This window comes from Nocardiopsis sp. L17-MgMaSL7, assembly GCF_003182025.1.
GTDB lineage: Bacteria > Actinomycetota > Actinomycetes > Streptosporangiales > Streptosporangiaceae > Nocardiopsis > Nocardiopsis prasina.
Window position 1 is genome coordinate 104,019 of sequence record NZ_QGTF01000006.1, and the last position, 16,531, is coordinate 120,549.

Sequence of the window (16,531 nt, forward strand, 5' to 3'; positions counted from 1 at the left end):
TCACAGGAAACCGCGCCACGGCGCCAGGACGATCTCGCTGAACTTGGCGGCGATCGGGCGCCCGCGCCACTCCTCCTCGGTCAGCTCGCGTGCGTTGGTGAGATCCGTCTCGAAGACCTTCTCCAGGTGCCGGGCCACGCTCTCGTCGAAGATCTCCACGTTGATCTCGTAGTTGCCGGTGAGACTGAGCCGGTCCACGTTGGCCGTGCCGACCGTGCTCCACCTGCCGTCCACCGTCGCGGTCTTGGCGTGCACCATGGCGTCCTCGTACAGCCAGAGCCGCACCCCGCCCCGGAGCAGCTCCGAGTACCGGCCGCGGGCCATCCAGTCGGCGACGACGTGGTTGGAGTTCTCCGGCACGAGCACGTTGACGTCCACACCCCGTCCGGCCGCCTCGATCAGGACGTTGGCCAGTTCCCGGTCCGGGATGAAGTAGGCCTGCGTGAAGATCACCCGCTCCTTGGCACGGTCCACCGCCTCCAGGAACATCGCCCGGATCGGGTAGATGAGGAGTTCGGGCACGTTCCGGTGGACGCGGATGCGCGAGTCCCACTCCGCGTCGCCCAGCCCCCGCAACTCGGGCTGGTCCGCGCGCCGGTTGGTGTTCCAGAAGTCCGCGAAGGCGTTCTCCAGCTCCCACACGACCGGTCCGACGACCCGGAGGTGGGTGTCGCGCCACTCGATGGCGTAGGTGGAACCCACGTTGAACCCGCCGACGAAGCCCGTCTCCCCGTCCACCGTGAGGATCTTGCGGTGGTCGCGGCCGGACTTGCGCACGTTGAGCAGGAGCACTCCGGGGCGGAACGCCGGGTAGCGCATGACCCGCACCGAGGACGGGAAGCGGAAGAAGGACCGCGGCACCACGAGGTTGGCGAAGCCGTCGTAGATGACGTAGACCTCGACACCGCGCTCGGCCGCCTCGATCAGCGCCGCCTTGAACTCCTGCCCGACCGCGTCGGACTTGAAGATGAAGGACTCGAACAGGACGCGGTGGCGGGCGCCCCGGATCGCGGAGAGCATGTCCTCGAACAGGTCCTCGCCGTAGGTGTAGACCGTGGCGGTGGTCTCCCCCACCGGCAGCGAGGCAGGGTCGGTGCGGGGGAAGTTGGCCCGGTGCGGCCGCACCCTCTTGCGCCAGTGGTCGATCCCGACGAGGGTCGCGACCACGGCGACCTGGGTGGCCAGCAGCCCCAGCAGCCCCCGTTTGACCCAGGTCGTGATGGTCGAGCGTCTCAGCATGCGGTCGCCTCCCGAACAGGCCGTCCGCCGTGCCCCCGGAACGGCGGCCACCCCGGCACCAAGGTGGAGCACCACCGTAACCCGGTGCCCACTCCGGTTCCGGACACGAACCGCGTACCAGGGCGAACTCGGCGCCGGGCCCGGGGCCGCGACGAACAGGCCCCCGGACGGGACGGGGTCCGGACGCGCGGCGGCCCGCCGCCCTCACCTCGTCGAGTACGGGGGCCGCGCGTCCCCGGTGCTGACCGGCTACCCGGTCGGACCTTCCGGAACGAACCGGCTCCGGCGCGCGTGACCCCCGAGCCGCCTCGGGGTCAGGTGTCCTCGCGCCGCCGGAGCACGAGGAGTTCGGTCGTGGGGCTCTCCCTGCGACCGCGCACGAGCCTGCGGTCCACGCGGTACAGGAGGGCCCCGGCGAGCCAGCCCGTCGGGGCGGTGACGGTGGCGGCGCGCAGGACCCCGCCCCAGACCTTGCGCCACGGCAGTGCGGCGTCGACCTGCGCGTTCATCAGCATCAGCATGGGCACCCGGCGCACGATGTCGAACCCGGACTTGTCCGCCAGCGACGCGATCGTCTCCAGGGTCCGGTTGACCTGGTGCTCTCCGCGCTGTTCGGGGCGCTGGAGGCAGTTCTCGGAGATCACGAGGGTGCCGCCGGGACGCACGACCCGGCCAAGGGACCGGAAGGCCGCCGCGTACCGGTCGTCGTCGGTGATGTGGAAGAGCACGTCCATGCAGGAGGCCGCGTCGAAGCTGGCGTCCTCGAAGGCGTCCAGCTCGGACACGTCCTGGCGGACGAAGCGGTGGTCCGGGAAGCGGCCGTTCAGGCGTTCCACAGCGGCGTCGGTCATGTCGCAGCCGGTGACGTCACCGGCGCCCAAGCGCTCCCACTGGCTCACGTAGAACCCCGTGCCGCTGCCCGCGTCGAGCACGCTGGCGCCCTTGAGCCCCAGCTGGCCGACCTCGCGGAGGAAGACCTCCTCGCGGACCCGGTACATCCAGGTGTTGAAGGGGCGCCCGAGGGCCCGGTAGCCGACGCCGCTCTCGGTCCAGTCGCCTTCGAGCCGGTGTTCCCAGAAGTCACGGAGTTCACTGTGCGTAGCCATGCGACCACTTTCACACCGCCGCCCCGCGTTGTCCTGCCGCACCGCCGTACCGGCCGGTATCCCGCGGGCCGGACGCGCCGATCGGCCGTGTTCGCGTCCACACCTGTGCACAAGTCCGGAAGCGCCCCTGTGAGCTGCTATGAAAGAGGAAACCACCCGCTTCGGAACGTTCGCGGCCTTCGCCCGGACACCCGGCGTGCCGCTCCGGGCGGGTGTCCGACCCCGGTCTGTCACCCTCCGCTGCTAGAACATGTGGCACACCCCTTGGCCAGGACGGAAGGCTCCCCTCCATGATCCGCGAACACCTCACCGACCACGCCGGACTCCCCGTGGTCGAGTTCCTCGACCAGGGGGCGAACGAGTACTACCTCCACGACTCCGGCCACGGGCGGCGCCGGGCCGAGGAGGCGCCACAGGCCCCCTCCAAGCAGCACGTGCTCATGGAGGAGGCCAAGAAGGACCCCGGCTCCGTGTCGTGGCGGCTGCGGCTCGCCAGCTACTCCGAGGAGTTCGTGCCCTACCTGAGCCGGTTCGTCGAGGAGGTGGACACCTCCCGGGTGAGGGCGCTGGTGATCGGCGACTGGGGGTTCGAGGACGGCGGCGACATCTCGTCCCGCGAACTCCGGGACGCCCTCATCGGGCACGCCGACGCCTTCCCCGCCCTGCGCTCCCTGTTCGTCGGTGACGTCACCTTCGAGGAGAACGAGATCTCCTGGATCCAGCAGTGCGACCTCGCTCCCCTTCTGGACGCCTATCCCCTGCTGGAGGACCTGGCCGTCCGGGGAGTCGGCGACACCTACGGCGGCGGGGACACGCTCTCCCTGGCGGTCGGCGGGCACGCCGCCCTGCGCTCGCTCACCGTCCAGAGCGGCGGCCTGCCCGGCCGGGTGGTGCGCGAGATCGTCTCCGCCGAACTGCCCGCGCTGGAGCGGCTGGAGCTGTGGCTGGGTGTGGGGGACTACGGCGGCGACACCGTGGTCGAGGACCTGGCACCCCTGCTGCACGGGACCGCCCTGCCCGCGCTCCGTCACCTGGGCCTGCGCAACTCCCAGCGCACGGGCAGCTGGCTGAGGGCCCTGGCGGAGGCACCGGTCACCGCTCGCCTGACCTCGGCGGACCTGTCGCTGGGCACCCTGCGCGACAGCGACGTGGAGCACCTGCTGGCCTCGGTACCGGTCTTCGCCCACCTGGAGAGCCTGGACCTGCACCATCACTACCTGGGTGAGGACGACGCCGAACGCGTGCGGGCGGCGTTCACGGAGGCCGGGGTGCGCGTCGACCTCTCCGACGGCCCCAGGAAGTCCCCGAGCGGGTCCGACGACGCGGACGACCTCCACTACTACCCGGCCGTGGGCGAGTGAGTCCGGCCGCATCGCGCGGCACCTCCCGGGTCCCGGCCCGTCCCCCACGGGCCCAACGGCCCGACAGCCCGACACCCCAAGCCACCCCGGTCCCTCCCCTGGCAGGAGCCCCATGCCCAACAGCAGCCATCTCACCGAGTACGCGGGGCTGCCCGTGGTGGAGTTCACGGGGTGGGAGACCATCCGCCGCGAGTTCCACTTCGCCATGGCGTGGGCGAGCAACCGGAGGCAACGCCACCCCAACCTGCCGTCGTCCTACGAGCCGCTCTTCGCGGCGCTCGCCGACCCCGGCTCAGTGGCGTGGCGGTGGCGCACGGAGGAGTCGGTCAACGGCAGGGACGGGCAGACCATCGACGAGTACCTGCGCGAGTTCGACCAGCTCGTCCCGCACGACTCGGTCCGCGCCCTGGTGGTGGGCCACTCCGAGCTTCAGGAGGGGAACGGCGACTTCCTCGCACCTCTGCTGGAGCGCGCGTCCCGGTACACGAGCCTGCGCTCGCTGTTCTTCGGCGACATCCTCCAGGAGGAGAACGAGATCTCCTGGATCAAGCACGGCGACCTGACCCCGCTGCTCGCCGCTCTCCCCCGACTGACGGCCTTCACGGTGCGCGGCGGCAGCGCCGACCTCGGCCTGAGGGTCACCGAACCCCACGGGCTGCGGAGCCTGACCGTGCAGTCCGGCGGACTCCACCCCGAGGTCGTCCGGGACGTGTGCGCCGCGTCCCTGCCCGAGCTGGAGCACCTGGAGCTGTGGCTGGGCGTGGAGGAGTACGCCGGTGGGCGCACCACCCGTGAGGACCTCGCCCCGGTCCTGTCCGGGACCGCCTTCCCGAAGCTGCGCTCCCTGGGCCTGCGCAACGCCGACCGCGCCGACGACTGGGTGGCGGCCCTGGCCGAGGCCCCGGTCACCGGGACGCTGGCGGAGCTGGACCTGTCCCTCGGGATCCTGACGGACCGGGGCGCCCGGATCATCCTGGACACCCCCGTCTTCCACGGCCTGCGCCGCCTGGACCTGCACCACCACTACCTCTCCGAGGAGATGGAGGGACGGCTGCGCGCCGCCCTGACCGCTTCGGGGGTGGAGCACGACCTCTCCGACCGGGAGGAGCCCGAGGAGAACCCCTACGCGGAGGGCGGCCTCTCCTACTACACGGCGGTATCCGAGTGAGCCGGGACCGGCCCGCCCTCGGCCGCCCCCTGGTGGTGGTGTGCGTTCCGGGCAACCGCCGCCTGGCGCTGTTCACCGAGGCGGCTCGGGCTGCCGGGCTGCCCGACCCCGTCCCGCTCCCCTGGCGCGACCTCGCGGACCCGGCGGCCGGTCCGGTCACCCTGCCCGAGGGCGCGCTGGTCCGCGTGGACTCCGCGGGCGAGGACGCCCCCACCGCCCGCCTGCTGCGCGGGTGGCGGCACGACCCCGACCTCCACCGGGTGGAGGGCGGCGCCGACCAGCACCGGGGGTTCGTCCGCGCCCTGGGACGCCTGTCCCGGGCGGTGGCGGCCACCCCCGGGGCGCACCTCCTCCAGGACGTGGACGACCTGGCCGACCTGTGCGACAAGCGCCGTTGCCACGCGCGACTGGACTCCGCCGGGGTTCCCGTCGCACCGGCCCTGCCCGGGCCGGTGACCGGCTACGACTCCCTGCGCGCGACGATGGCCGGGCTCGGCTGGCGGAGGGTGTTCGTCAAGCCCGCGCACGGCTCCTCGGCCTCCGGGGTGGTCGCTCTCGCCACCGCCCCGGGCGGGCGGATCAGGGCGGTCACCTCCGCCCACCTGGTCCGCGACGGCGGGTCGGTGGAGCTGTACAACTCGCTGCGGCCGTTCACCTACACCAACGAGGCCGACGTGGCCGCGATCGTGGACGCGCTCGCCCCCGACGGCCTGCACGTGGAGCGCTGGGTGCCCAAGGCGGGCTTCCAGGGGCGCGTGATCGACCTGCGCGTCCTGGTGGTCGCCGGACGGGCCACGCACGCGGTGGTGCGCTCGTCGCACTCCCCCATGACCAACCTGCACCTGGGCAACGCCCGGGGCGACCTCGCGGCGCTGCGCGAGAGCATGGGACCGCGCACCTGGCGGGCGGCCACGGCCACGGCCGAGGCCGCGGCGGGGGTCTTCCCCCGAACCCTGCACACCGGCGTGGACCTGCTGGTCCGGCCCGGCTGGCGCGGGTTCACGGTCTGCGAGGTCAACGCCTTCGGCGACCTCCTGCCCGGGGTCCTCCACGAGGGCCGCAGCACCCAGGCCGAACAGCTGCACGCCCTCGCCACCGGCCGGTTCCCCCTCACGGCCCCGCACCCGACACCCGCACACGCACTCTCCGGGGAACGCCCATGAACACCACCACCTCCGCCGGCCTCCCGGCACCGGACATGAACTCCGTGGTGGGCACGCACGACATCCTGCTGCTCACCCTCGACACCCTGCGCCACGACGTGGCCGTCGAGCTCGCCGAGACCGGGCGCACCCCGAACCTGGCCCGGCTCCTGCCGCCGGGCGGCTGGGAGGAACGGCACTCGCCCGCGAGCTTCACGTACGCCTCGCACCTGGCCATGCTCGCCGGATTCCTGCCCACCCCCGCAGCGCCGGGGCCGCATCCGCGCCTGTTCGCCGCCGCGTTCCCCGGCAGCGTCTCCACGGCGCCGGGGACCTGGACCTTCGACACGCCCGACCTCGCCTCGGGCCTGGCCCAGGAGGGGTATCACACGGCCTGTGTGGGCGGCACCGGCTTCTTCAACCGCAGGTCCGAGCTGGGGTCGGTGCTGCCGAACCTGTTCGCCGAGAGCCACTGGGAGGAGTCGTTCGGCGTGGCCGACCCGCACTCCTTCGAGAACCAGGTGGCCCGCGCGGTCGAGGTGAGCGCCGCCGTGCCCGCCGGACAGCCCCTGTTCCTGCTGCTCAACGTCGCCGCCCTGCACCAGCCCAACTGGTTCCACCTGCCCGGAGCGACACGGGAGGACGGGGACACCCGGACCAGCCACGCGGCCGCCCTGGAGTACGTGGACCGGCACCTGCCACCGCTGCTGGCCGCGATGTCCGCCCGCCGCCCCTGCTTCGCGATCGTGTGCTCGGACCACGGCACCGCCTACGGCGAGGACGGCCACACCGGCCACCGGATCGGCCACGAGACCGTCTGGACCGTCCCCTACACCCACGCCGTCCTGCCCCACGGCCACGGCACCGAGGAGAGCGCCGCGTGAGCGTCACACCGATGGCCGAACCCGTCCGCGCGGACTCCCCCTACCGCTCGTACGTGTACGCCTACCCGCACAAGAGCGCCTACCGCCCCTTCGCCGAACGGCCCCACCTGTACGACCTGTGGCTGCGCGAGAACACCAGCGCGCTCTCGCTGTACGCGCACATCCCGTTCTGTGAGATGCGCTGCGGGTTCTGCAACCTCTTCACCCGGTCAACGCCCCCGGCCGAACAGGTCACCGCCTACCTGGACGCCTTCGAGCGCCAGGCCGAGACGGTCGCGGCCTGCCTGCCCGAGAACAGCTTGTTCGCCCGCGCCGCCCTGGGCGGAGGCACTCCCACCTACCTGACCGCCGACGAGCTGGCCCGGGTCTACGACACTCTTGAACGCCACTTCCCGCTGGACATGGGCGGGGTCCCGGTCTCCGTGGAGACCTCCCCGGCCACCGCCACCCCGGACCGCCTCCAGGTGCTGGACGCGCGCGGGATGACCCGGATCAGCATGGGCGTGCAGAGCTTCATCGACTCCGAGGCGCACGCCGCCGGGCGCCCGCAGAAGCGCGCGGAGGTGGACCGGGCGCTGGCCGCCATCCGCAAGCACGCCCGCGCAGACCTCAACGTGGACCTCATCTACGGCATCGACCGGCAGACCGCGAGGACCTGGGAGTACTCGCTGGACACGGCGTTGTCGTGGGAACCGGAGGAGGTCTACCTCTACCCGCTGTACGTCCGGCCCCTCACCGGGTTGGGCCGACGTGCCCGCGAATGGGACGACCACCGGCTGGCGCTGTACCGGCAGGGCCGCGACCACCTGCGCGAGCGCGGCTACGAGCAGGTGTCCATGCGCATGTTCCGGCGGGCCGACGCCCCCGAGCCCCTGGCCTCCGCCCCGGACCACAGCTGCCAGACCGACGGCATGGTGGGCCTGGGCTGCGGTGCCCGTTCCTACACCGGCACCACGCACTACTCGTTCGACTACGCGGTGGGCGTGGGCCGCGTGCGGTCGATCATCGCGGACTACGTGGGGCGCGACGGGGCCGACTTCGCCCGTGCCGAGGTCGGGTTCGTCCTGGACGCGGACGAGCGGCGCCGCAGACACGTGCTCCAGTCGCTGCTGCGTGTGGAGGGGCTGGAGGTGGCCGACTACACGGCCAGGTTCGGCGCGCACCCGGTGGGCGACTTCCCCGAGGAGTTCGCGGCCCTGACCGCACGAGGCTGGCTGGAGGACGGAGCAGCGGACGCCGCGACGGTCCGGCTCACCGAGGACGGGCTGGCGCACTCCGACTCCGTCGGCCCGGACTTCTTCTCCGCACGGGTCAACCGCCTGACCGCCGAGTACGAGGCGTCATGAGCTCCCCCGTGGACCTCCCCGAACCCACACTGCTCCGCCCCGCCACGAACCGGCCGCTGCCCGCCCACCTCACCCTCCTGTACCGGGGGCCGCTGGCCAGCTGCGACTACGACTGCCCGTACTGTCCCTTCGCCAAGCGCCGGGACAGCCCCGAGACGCTGCGCGCCGACCGGGCCGCCCTGGAACGGTTCACCGACTGGGTGGCCGAGCGGACCGGCACGCGCTTCTCGGTGCTGTTCACGCCGTGGGGCGAGGGGCTGACCCGTTCCTGGTACCGCCGCGCCATCACCCGGCTGAGTCACCTGCCGCACGTGGAGCGGGCGGCGATCCAGACCAACCTCAGCGGCCGCACGGCCTGGCTCGCCGACTGCGATCGCGACTCCGTCGCCCTGTGGGCCACCTACCACCCGGGCGAGGTCGACCACGAGCGCTTCCTCCAGAAGACCAGTGAGCTGACCGAACTCGGGGTCCGGTTCAGCGTGGGGGTGGTGGGCCAGCCCGAGCACCTGGCGGCCGCGCGCCGCATGCGCGACGACCTCCCCGAGGACGTCTACCTCTGGGTGAACGCCGCTGAGGGACTGACCTACACGGACGCCGAGGCCGAGGTCTGGCAGGGGATCGACCCCCTCTTCCACTACAGCCGCGACCCGCACCCGAGCCGTGGGGCGCCCTGTCGTACGGGTGACACCGTGCTGTCCGTCAACGGGGACGGCGACGTGCGCCGCTGCCACTTCGTGGACACCCCGCTCGGCAACCTCTACGACGGGTCCTTCGCCGACGGCCTCGGACCGAGCCCGTGCCCGCTCACCAGCTGCGACTGCCACATCGGATACGTGCACCTGGAGACCCTGGACCTGTACGACGTGTTCCGTGGCGGGGTGATCGAGCGCGTTCCGGCGGTCACGCCCCCGCGCACTTCCGGGAGTCCTCCGGACGCCCCGGACCGACCGATTTCCCCGGAGCCCGGCCGCCGATCCGAACTCAGGGCGCTTCCGGGAGCGGGATGGTGACGCAGCCGGTCCCGCCCAGGTCCAGGACCACTCCCTGCGGGGTGCGCACCAGACGGAGCACCAGCACCGCGCAGTTCGGGCAGCGGGCGACCAGTCCGGGGCCGTCCGCGTAGACCAGCAGCTGGGCACACACGCCCTCGTCGCCGCAGACAGCGCATTGGCGCACGGCGGTCGTCAGATCCACACTGAAGACCTCCGACAGCGGACCGGCGAGCACGTTTCCGTCCAGGTGGGTCGGTCCGTTCATCGCCCGCCTCCGCTGCCGTAGCGCTCGGTTCGAATCCTGCGCGGGTCGTGGCCCAGCGCGACGAGCCCGTCGGCGACCGTCTCGACGAACCCGGTGGGCCCGCACACGTAGCACAGGGGTGCGAACTCGGCCGGGAACCCGTGGGTGTTCAGATCCGCCACGCTCAACCGTTTGGCTCCGCGCACCGAACCCGGCGGGGCGTCCCGCGTGTAGGCGAGGAAGACGTCGACGCCCGGGTCCGCGGCGGCCCCGAGCTCCTTGGCGTAGTAGCGGTCCTCGGGCGATCGCAGCGAGTACAGGACGCGGAACAGGGCCCGGCTCCCGGTGCGTCGGCGTTCGCGCACCATCGACGCGAGCGGGACGACGCCGGAGCCGCCGCCGATGAGCACGACGGGGTCGGTGTCGTCCGTCCGCCAGACGAACCAGCCCCCCAGGGGACCGCGCACCCACACCCGGTCCCCGGGCCGGAAGTCCTGGACCAGGTACGGGGAGACCTCCCCGTCGGGTGCCAGCTGGACGGTGAGTTCCAGGCGGTCCGGCCCGGAGGCCGACGCGACGGAGTAGGAGCGCTCGGCGGTGTACCCGTCCTCCGCTCGCAGCTGTACGTCCACGTGCTGTCCGGGACGGTGCCCGGACCAGCCGGGCACCGCGAGCACCAGCGTGCGTGCGGTGGGGGTCTCCCACCGGTCGGACTCCAGGAGCGCGGGCGTCCATGAGGGCACCGGTCAGTCTCCCCGGTAGCGCTGTTCACGCCAGGGGTCGCCGTAGTCGTGGTAGCCGCTCTGCTCCCAGAACCCGGGCTCGTCCTCGTGGGTCAGGGTCAGGCCCCTCACCCACTTGGCGGACTTCCAGAAGTACAGGTGGGGAACGAGCAGCCGGGCGGGACCGCCGTGCTCGGCGGCCAACGGCTCCCCGTCGAAGGTGTGCACGACCCACGCCTGCCCGTCGGTGAGGTCCTCCAGCGGCAGGTTCGTGGTGTAGCCGCCGTAGGAGTGGGCCAGTGCGTGATCGGCGGCGCTCTCCACGTCCGCCAGCAGCGTGTCCAGGGAGACGCCCACCCAGTCGGTGTCGAGCTTGGACCAGCGGGTGACGCAGTGGATGTCCACGTGCGGCCGTTCCTGGGCCAGCCCCATGAACTCGTCCCAGGTCCAGCTGTGGGCGGCTCCGGTCTCCGCGGTGATGGTGAAGGCCCAGTCGTCGGTGTCGACGCGCGGCGTGGGGCCCGCGCTCAGCACCGGGAAGTCGTCGGTCTGGTACTGCCCTGGCGGAACGCGGTCGGATTCGGCGCCGCGCCGACCCTGGAAACCGCGCGTGAACATGTTCATGCTCGACCCCTGTCGTGTGAGACGTTCCAACGGAGCGCACCGTGCCGCGCCGGGAACGAGGGTGGGCGGCGGGCGCCCACCCTCGTCGGACAACTCCGACGCGCGACGCACGCCCTAGCGAGCCCCGGCGCCGGTGGACCGCGCGGCTTGCTGGCGGGGCACCGACGAGCGGATGCCGAGGACGTCGCTGAGGAAGTCGCTGGCCAGCAGCAGGGCCGCCTGGTTCGCGTGGGTGTCGCGCATGCTGTCCACCATCATGAAGTCGTGGATCATGCCCTGGAAGCGGACCGCGGTCACCGGCACCCCGGCCTCGCGGAGTCTGCGGGCGTAGGCCTCGCCCTCGTCACGCAGAACGTCGGCCTCGCCGTTGAGCACGATCGCGGGCGGCAGGCCGCGCAGCTCCTCCAGCGACGCCCGCAGCGGGGAGGCGTAGACCTCCCTGCGCTGTGCGGGGTCGGGGGCGTACTGGTCCCAGAACCAGATCATGCCGTCCCTGTTCAGGAAGTACCCGAAGGCGAACTGGTGGTAGGAGCCGGTGTCGAAGTCGGCGTCGGTCACGGGGTAGAGCAGTGCCTGTCCCCTGAGCGAGACGTCACCGCGGTCCTTGGCCATGAGCGCCAGCACGGTGGCCATGTTGCCGCCGACCGAGTCACCGGACACCGCCATACGGCCGCCGTCCAGGTTCCTCTCGGCGCCGTGGCGCACGACCCACTGGGCGGCCGCGTAGTTCTGCTCGATCGCGGTCGGGTACCTGGCCTCCGGTGAGCGGTCGTACTCGGGGAAGACCACCGCGGCACCGGTGCGGGTGGCCAGTTCACGGACCAGGCGGTCGTGGGTGTTGGAGCTGCCGAACACCCAGCCCGCACCGTGGACGTAGAGGATCACCGGCAGGACGCCGGTGGCGCCCGCGGGGCGCACGATCCGGATCGGCACCTGGCCGGTCGGCCCGCCCTCGATGGTGATCCACTCGTCGGTGATCTCCGGCTTGGGCACCCCCTCGCCGCTCTGCACGCCCTCCAGGATGTCCCGGCCCTGTTCGGGAGGGAGCTGGTAGATGAAGGGCTCGTTGGCGTTGGCGTCGGCGAACTCCTGGGCTTCCCTCTCCAGAACCACCTTGTTCTCGGACATGCCTACTCCATGGGTACGGCGTCAGAACGGGTCGGGGTTCCGCACGCGTACTCCGTCCCGGAACCCGGGCTGGGGATGCCCGTGGCCCTCATCCGGGTAACCCGGTTTTCGCAACATTTGGCCCCCCACAAGCCAGGAATTGGCGGCGCCACGGCCGGTGGTCCCGGGGGGTGGGGCCCCTCCGGGACCGTCACTCCCCGACGCCATAATGTGCCCATGGTCCTTCCTCGTGTGATCGCCACCGACCTTGACGGAACCCTCCTCGACCAGAACGGCCAGGTCTCCCCCCGCAACCACCGAGCCCTCACCGCCGCCGTGGAGGCGGGGGTCAGGGTGGTCATCGTGACCGCCCGTCCGCCGCGCACCACAGAACCCTTCGCCGCCATGTTCGACTGCGCCGCCGTGGTCTGCGGCAACGGCGCCCACACCCAGCTGCCCGGGGAGGCGGAGCCGCTGGTGCGGGCGATCGACCGCGACACCTCCGGCACGATCGTGGAGAAACTCCGGTTCTCCCTGCCGGGCCTCGGGTTCGGGGTGGAGACCGGCACGGACTTCTACCACGACACCGACTACCACCTGGAGCCGTGGATTCGGGCCGAGTGGGTCAAGGGGGTGCTGGACGGCACCGACGCCCTGCTGACCGCCGCGACCCCGGTCACCAAGCTCATCGCCCGGTCCAAGCAGTACCCGGTACACGAGATGTACGAGGCGGCCGTGACGGCCGTGGGCACGCTCGCCGAGCCGACCTACTCGGGCGGGGCGGGCCTGGTGGAGATCAGCGCGGCGGGGGTCAACAAGGGCAGCACGCTCGCGATGCTCTGCGAGCGCTGGGGCGTCGACCGCGAGGAGGTCGTGGCCTTCGGGGACATGCCCAACGACCGCTCCGCGCTGACCTGGGCGGGTTCGGGGTACGCGATGAGCAGTGGGCACCGGGACCTGCTCGATCCCGCGCTGGGTCTCAGGGTGGCCCCGTCCAGCTTCGAGGACGGGGTGGGCCGCGTGGTGGAGGAGATCCTGGAGCGGGCCTGACCGGATAATCACTGGCCGGGGTCGCGGCGCGGCCCCTACGGTGGCGGAATCCATTCGCTCTGCCCCGAGGAACCCGCCGTGCCGCACCCCACCCAGCTCGTGTCGTCACTCGCCGCCCCCGAGCGGCTGTCGCTGTTCGCCCGGATCGTCACCGCCGGACCCGAGGGGCTCGACCGGGGTGAGGTCCGGGGGACGGCCAAGCACCTGGCGCGGCTCGTGCGTGACGGTCTGGTGCGCGAGGAGGGCGCGCGGCTCGTCGCCGTGCCCGGGGTCTTCACCGAGGCCATGCGCGAGCACAAGGACGTGACCCGGACGACCGACCCCGTGGACGCGCTCTTCCACGAGGGGCGGCTCACCTCGATGCCCGCCAAGCGCGACCTCCGCCTGGCGGCCCTCGGACGTATCGCCGAGCGCCTGTTCGCCCCGGAGCTGGAGTACACGGAGAAACAGGTGAACACGGCGATCCTGACCTGCTTCGACGACCCCTCCGCCCTGCGCCGCTACCTGGTGGAGGAGGGCTTCCTGGACCGCGAGGACGACGGCAGCCGCTACCGCCTCGCCCGAGGGTAGGGGAAGGGGCCGGTCAAAAGCCGTCGGCGTCCGGCTTGACCAGGCAGAACTCGTTTCCCTCGGGGTCACGCAGCACCTGGAACGAGCCCTCCTCATCGGTGACCACCTCCCCCACGGGGGTGGCGCCGTGCTCCACGACGGAACGGACGGACGCGGAGAGGTCGTCGACGACCACGTCCGCGTGGACGCGGTTGGGGCGGGCCTTGGCCTCCGGGGTCGGCTGGAACGACAGCCGGGGCTGGCCGTCGGCTCCGTGGAGAACGGCCCAGCCGTCCGACCGGGCCTCGACCTCACCACCGATCACGAAGGCCCAGAAGCGGGCGAGGGCGAGCGGGTCGACGGCGTTGACCACCCACTGGGCCAGGGATCCCTGAGTCATGCGGGCACCCTAACAGCGGGCGGGCCGTCCGCCCGGGCGCCGAGCCCGGGCGGGCGGGTGACTAGTGGAGGACCTTCAGGCCGACGACGCCGGCGACGATGGCGATCAGGCACAGTGCCTTGGGCACACTGAAGCCCTCACCGAGGAAGAACATACCGATGAGCGCGGTACCGACCACACCGATGGACACCCAGACGGCGTAACCCGTGCCGAGCGGGATGGTGCGCAGCGCGAACGCCAGACCGGCCATGCTCAGGGCGAGGGTGACACCGAAGATCACCGAGGGCCACAAGCGGGTGAAGCCCTGTGAGGCGTGGAGCGCGGCGGCCCACGCGGTTTCGAGAAGACCGGAGATCACGAGAACGATCCAGGCCATGACCTGTTACCTCCAAGACGTACGAACTGTGGTTCGCGCCGTCTTGTCTTGACCGGGTACGGCGCCCCTCGTCCGGAGTCTCAGGTACTCGAACCCTACAACGGCCCCTGAGGGGTGAGGCTTCCAGGGTGGGTGGTCAGACCCGTCACCATCTCAGGGCCGCGTGCCGTCGACTTCCTCATGGTAGGTACGGCGGGTGCGTTCGGTGTGCTCACTCATGAGTTCGCGCGCGCGAGCCGTTTCGCCCCGCTGGATGACCTCGACCAACTGCTCGTGCTCGTCCCAGGAGGCGGAGCCGCGGATCCGGGCCACGGGCGCGTAGTACCAGCGGACCCGGCGGTCCACCTGCGCGGCGAGTTCGGCGAGCACCCGGTTGCCGGAGGCCTCGGTGACGGTGCGGTGGAAGTCGGCGTTGGCCTTGACCACGGCGTCGGTGTCGGCTCGCTCAGCTGCGGCGCGGCCGGTGGAGACCAGGTCGCGCAGCTGGCCGATCTGCTCGTCGGAGGCGTTCTCCGCGGCCAGCCGCGCGGACTCGGCCTCCAACATGGCACGCACGGCCAGGAGCTGGTCGGCCTCGCTCTCGGTGGGGGTGTGCACGAAGGCCCCGTAGCCGGGCCGCAGGTCCACCCAGCCCTCGTTGCTGAGCCGCTGCATGGCCTCGCGGACCGGCTGGCGCGAGACCCCCAGGGTGCGTGCCAGCTCGGTCTCGACCAGGTGCTGCCCGGGTGAGAGCGCCCGGGTGGTGATCAGGTCGAGAATCGCCTCGTAGACGGCCTCGCGCAGCGGAACCGGGCGCTGGATGCGTCCCGCTACGGCGTTCAATCCCTGCGAGGACATGAGGAGTCTCCCGGATCCGGTGGTCGTTGTAGACAGTGTACGAAGTTCGGTGCGTGCGTGGGTCACACGGGAAGGCCGACCAGCTCGACGCGGCCGGGAACCCGGCCGGGCGGGACCACCGCGAGCGCGTCGGCCACGGCGGCGGCGCGCAGGTCGGCGGAGCCGCTCGCGGGTAGTTCCACCGCGAGGTCGCGGCTGACCCGCACCGGGAGCAGGCGGGTGTCGGATGCGTGCGGCCGAACGTCACCGACCAGCCGGACCCGCCTTCCGGTGTGCGCGGGGTCCCGACGGTCGGCGCGCCCGCTGAGCACGGGGACCAGAAGGGTGAGCGCGGCCACGAAGGCGGCACCGGGGTTACCGGGAAGGCCGACGACCACGGCCCCCGAGGGCAGGACGGCGAGCAGTTGCGGGTGGCCGGGACGGCAGGCCACCCCGTCGACCGCGAAGATCGCACCCAGGGCGGTCAGTGCCGCGCGCAGGTGGTCGGCGGGGCCCGCCGAGGAGGAGCCGCAGACGGCCACGGTATCCGTCCCCGACGCGGCGTCCAGCCGCTCCTCCAGGGCACCCGCGCGGTCCGCCACCGCGACGGGGGGCTCACAGCGGCCGCCCGCCCAGGCCACCAGCCCGGGGAGGATCGGGCCGATGGCGTCACGGACGGCGCCCGGGCGAGGCACCCCTTCATGCACCACCTCGTCACCGGTGACGAGGACGCGCACGCGCGGGCGCAGCGCCCGGACGGAGTCGTTGCCCAGACTGGCGGCCAGCCCCAGGAGCGCGGGGGTCACGGGGCTGCCAGCCCGTGCGGCCACCGTCCCGGCCAGGGTGGTCTCGCCCCTGCGGCGGAGGTGCCGCCCGGGCGCGACCTCGCCGTACAGCAGCCGTGCACCGTCCGGCGCGGAAGGGGCGTCGGCTCCGGATGCCGGATCACCGATTCTCCCTGTGCCGTCCGGTTCCCAGGGGGCCAGGGTGGCGTGTTCGTAGGGAAGGACGGCGGTGGTTCCGTCCGGCGCGACGGCGCCCGTGGCCGTCTCCACCGCCTCTCCCGGATTCAGGCGCACGACCGGCCCCCGGTGACCGGCGAGTGACCGCCCGAGGACGAGCCAGGGCCCCTCGCTGCAGACGGCGTACCCGTCCATGGCGGCGCTGTCCAGGACGGGCACGTCGATGGCGGAGACGAGGTCGGCCGCCAGGGTGGCACCCCGGGCCTCGGTCAGGGGCACGTCCTCGGCGGGCGTGCCCGCGGCGGCGCCGACCTCCCGGGCCAGCTCGCGCGCCCGGGGCCACGGGGTGGGCGTGTGGTCTCCGGAGGGGCGGCGGTCACGAAGAAGCGGAGAAGTTTCCCAGGCACCCGAGTCGGGCATTCCTTCTCTCCCTGCCGTGGTGA

The 16,531-nt window shown here is 72.2% G+C and carries 18 protein-coding genes and 1 riboswitch; of the genes, 8 read left to right on the top strand and 10 right to left on the bottom strand.

All coding sequences use genetic code 11. The annotated features are described in order from the left end of the window. Complete coding sequence (locus BDW27_RS12195) at window positions 1–1,239, bottom strand: phosphatidylserine/phosphatidylglycerophosphate/cardiolipin synthase family protein (RefSeq protein WP_110049376.1); 1,239 nt, start codon at window positions 1,237–1,239, stop codon at window positions 1–3. A 314-nt stretch (window positions 1,240–1,553) separates the two neighbouring features. Further along, window positions 1,554–2,345 carry a bifunctional 2-polyprenyl-6-hydroxyphenol methylase/3-demethylubiquinol 3-O-methyltransferase UbiG gene (locus BDW27_RS12200; protein WP_110049377.1) on the bottom strand — a complete coding sequence of 264 codons (792 nt, stop codon included), beginning with the start codon at window positions 2,343–2,345 and terminating at the stop codon, window positions 1,554–1,556. A gap of 290 nt (window positions 2,346–2,635) precedes the next feature. Here BDW27_RS12200 and BDW27_RS12205 point away from each other — a divergent pair, with 290 nt between their 5' ends. From BDW27_RS12205 to BDW27_RS12230, 6 genes are all read left to right on the top strand, one after another. Beyond that, window positions 2,636–3,706 (top strand): STM4015 family protein, encoded by a 1,071-nt coding sequence (locus BDW27_RS12205; RefSeq protein WP_199560635.1) that lies wholly within the window; start codon window positions 2,636–2,638, stop codon window positions 3,704–3,706. A 112-nt stretch (window positions 3,707–3,818) separates the two neighbouring features. After that, on the top strand, window positions 3,819–4,874 hold the full coding sequence (locus tag BDW27_RS12210; protein WP_110049378.1) for an STM4015 family protein: 1,056 nt from the start codon (window positions 3,819–3,821) through the stop codon (window positions 4,872–4,874). Then, the gene (locus tag BDW27_RS12215) at window positions 4,871–6,037 is read left to right on the top strand and encodes an STM4014 family protein (protein WP_110049379.1); all 1,167 of its coding nucleotides are present in this window, start codon (window positions 4,871–4,873) and stop codon (window positions 6,035–6,037) included. The genes BDW27_RS12210 and BDW27_RS12215 overlap by 4 nt, the downstream gene beginning before the upstream one ends. A gap of 35 nt (window positions 6,038–6,072) precedes the next feature. Further along, window positions 6,073–6,900, top strand: a complete 828-nt coding sequence (locus BDW27_RS12220; RefSeq protein ID WP_110049527.1) for an STM4013/SEN3800 family hydrolase — start codon at window positions 6,073–6,075, stop codon at window positions 6,898–6,900. 11 nt (window positions 6,901–6,911) lie between these two features. Continuing rightward, window positions 6,912–8,246, top strand: a complete 1,335-nt coding sequence (locus tag BDW27_RS12225) for an STM4012 family radical SAM protein (protein ID WP_110049528.1) — start codon at window positions 6,912–6,914, stop codon at window positions 8,244–8,246. Next, a complete protein-coding gene (locus BDW27_RS12230; RefSeq protein WP_110049380.1) occupies window positions 8,243–9,256 on the top strand; it encodes an STM4011 family radical SAM protein in 1,014 nt (337 codons plus the stop codon). Before BDW27_RS12225 ends, BDW27_RS12230 begins: the two co-directional genes overlap by 4 nt. On the opposite strand, the gene BDW27_RS12235 is transcribed toward BDW27_RS12230, so the two are convergent. From BDW27_RS12235 to BDW27_RS12250, 4 genes are all read right to left on the bottom strand, one after another. Then, window positions 9,228–9,503 carry a DUF6510 family protein gene (locus BDW27_RS12235; RefSeq protein ID WP_017543943.1) on the bottom strand — a complete coding sequence of 92 codons (276 nt, stop codon included), beginning with the start codon at window positions 9,501–9,503 and terminating at the stop codon, window positions 9,228–9,230. The two genes, BDW27_RS12230 and BDW27_RS12235, sit on opposite strands and share 29 nt — an antisense overlap. Beyond that, complete coding sequence (locus BDW27_RS12240; RefSeq protein WP_110049381.1) at window positions 9,500–10,225, bottom strand: ferredoxin reductase; 726 nt, start codon at window positions 10,223–10,225, stop codon at window positions 9,500–9,502. Before BDW27_RS12240 ends, BDW27_RS12235 begins: the two co-directional genes overlap by 4 nt. Before the next feature lie 3 nt (window positions 10,226–10,228). Further along, entirely contained in the window at window positions 10,229–10,828 is a 600-nt protein-coding gene (locus tag BDW27_RS12245; RefSeq protein ID WP_110049382.1) for a sulfite oxidase-like oxidoreductase, read from the bottom strand. A gap of 114 nt (window positions 10,829–10,942) precedes the next feature. Further along, window positions 10,943–11,956, bottom strand: coding sequence for an alpha/beta hydrolase (locus tag BDW27_RS12250; protein WP_110049383.1), 1,014 nt, complete (start codon window positions 11,954–11,956; stop codon window positions 10,943–10,945). Window positions 11,957–12,172: 216 nt separating this feature from the next. Between BDW27_RS12250 and BDW27_RS12255 the strand changes: the two genes are divergently transcribed. Both BDW27_RS12255 and BDW27_RS12260 read left to right on the top strand, forming a co-directional pair. Further along, window positions 12,173–12,985 (top strand): HAD family hydrolase, encoded by an 813-nt coding sequence (locus tag BDW27_RS12255; protein ID WP_026129142.1) that lies wholly within the window; start codon window positions 12,173–12,175, stop codon window positions 12,983–12,985. Window positions 12,986–13,063: 78 nt separating this feature from the next. After that, a complete protein-coding gene (locus tag BDW27_RS12260) occupies window positions 13,064–13,555 on the top strand; it encodes a DUF2087 domain-containing protein (RefSeq protein WP_017543949.1) in 492 nt (163 codons plus the stop codon). A 13-nt stretch (window positions 13,556–13,568) separates the two neighbouring features. Here BDW27_RS12260 and BDW27_RS12265 read toward each other — a convergent pair whose 3' ends face one another. The 4 genes from BDW27_RS12265 to BDW27_RS12280 all read right to left on the bottom strand — a co-directional run bounded on the left by BDW27_RS12265 (window position 13,569) and on the right by BDW27_RS12280 (window position 16,508). Continuing rightward, a complete protein-coding gene (locus tag BDW27_RS12265; RefSeq protein ID WP_017543950.1) occupies window positions 13,569–13,934 on the bottom strand; it encodes a VOC family protein in 366 nt (121 codons plus the stop codon). Window positions 13,935–13,995: 61 nt separating this feature from the next. Further along, window positions 13,996–14,310, bottom strand: a complete 315-nt coding sequence (locus tag BDW27_RS12270; RefSeq protein ID WP_049579064.1) for a multidrug efflux SMR transporter — start codon at window positions 14,308–14,310, stop codon at window positions 13,996–13,998. Between the two features lie 32 nt (window positions 14,311–14,342). Then, a riboswitch (guanidine-III (ykkC-III) riboswitch) is annotated at window positions 14,343–14,408 on the bottom strand. A 55-nt stretch (window positions 14,409–14,463) separates the two neighbouring features. Next, a complete protein-coding gene (locus BDW27_RS12275) occupies window positions 14,464–15,147 on the bottom strand; it encodes a GntR family transcriptional regulator (protein WP_017543952.1) in 684 nt (227 codons plus the stop codon). 62 nt (window positions 15,148–15,209) lie between these two features. Next, the gene (locus BDW27_RS12280; RefSeq protein ID WP_110049384.1) at window positions 15,210–16,508 is read right to left on the bottom strand and encodes a molybdopterin molybdotransferase MoeA; all 1,299 of its coding nucleotides are present in this window, start codon (window positions 16,506–16,508) and stop codon (window positions 15,210–15,212) included. Window positions 16,509–16,531 lie beyond the last annotated feature (23 nt).